The 1018-nt window shown below is 44.2% G+C and carries 2 protein-coding genes; one reads left to right on the forward strand and one right to left on the reverse strand.

Translation table 11 applies throughout. The features are described 5' to 3' along the window. A partial coding sequence (locus tag A3763_RS30030; RefSeq protein WP_156494866.1) for an NAD-dependent epimerase/dehydratase family protein occupies window positions 1–148 on the reverse strand: 148 nt, incomplete at its 3' end. A gap of 210 nt (window positions 149–358) precedes the next feature. Between A3763_RS30030 and A3763_RS03270 the strand changes: the two genes are divergently transcribed. Beyond that, window positions 359–1018: acyl-CoA dehydrogenase family protein (locus tag A3763_RS03270; RefSeq protein WP_197482727.1), on the forward strand; the 660-nt coding region annotated here is incomplete at its 3' end.

Below are 1018 nucleotides of genomic sequence, written 5' to 3' on the forward strand. Positions count from 1 at the left end.
CCAAACTGTCAATTAAGGAAACGTGTTGAGGTAGTTTTTTCTGCGCACTTCGAAAATCTCTGGTCAAAACGGTATAGTCGTGGTGAGTATACCGTTCGATAAATCGGCGACCTATCAAGCCCGTTCCACCCGTTACTAATAATTTCATACTAATCTCCCCAACGATCCGGCAGTTCCGGTTTCAATCTCTTATTAACTCACTTACGCAATAGTTTGTAATTTGGATCCACTTCAGAGTTTTCTTTCATATTGATCCAATTTGTTTTTAACGACGTAAACCTTCTTGAATATCATTTATTCGCTGTCGCGAAACTGTTCGGCTCTGAGTCGAACCAAAGAACTTATAAAGAGGTTAACTGTGAGTCATTACAAAGCACCATTGGATAATATTAATTTCGTCTTGTTTGATGTCTTAAACTCCGGCCAACTAGCCGAAAGTCCTGCGTTCACCGAAGCCACAGAAGAAATGCAAAGAGCAGTTATAGAAGAAGCTGCTAAACTGGCCGAGGGCGTGTTACTGCCTATCAATACATCTGGTGACAGAGAAGAGTGCCAATTCGATCCAGACACTAAAACAGTGAAAACTCCAAATGGCTTCAAAGCAGCCTACGAACACTACCAACAAGGTGGATGGAGTGGTTTGTCGTCTGCGCCTGAGTTTGGCGGGCAAGGCTTACCACACTTACTAAAAAACGTTGTTGATGAAATGGTCTGTTCAACGAACCTATCGTTTGGCATGTACCCAGGTTTATCTCATGGTGCGATAGACTTACTCCAGCAGCACGGTACAGAAGCACAAAAGCAAACCTACCTACCAAAGCTTATACAAGGCATTTGGACTGGCACCATGTGCTTGACCGAGCCTCAGTGCGGAACCGACTTGGGCCTAATCACCACAAAAGCTGAAGAGAACCCTGATGGCAGCTACGCTACCAGTGGAACAAAAATCTGGATTACCGGCGGAGAGCATGATCTTGTCGACAATATCATCCATTTAGTGCTGGCTAAAATACCTGGC

This window comes from Oleiphilus sp. HI0128 (assembly GCF_001635365.1).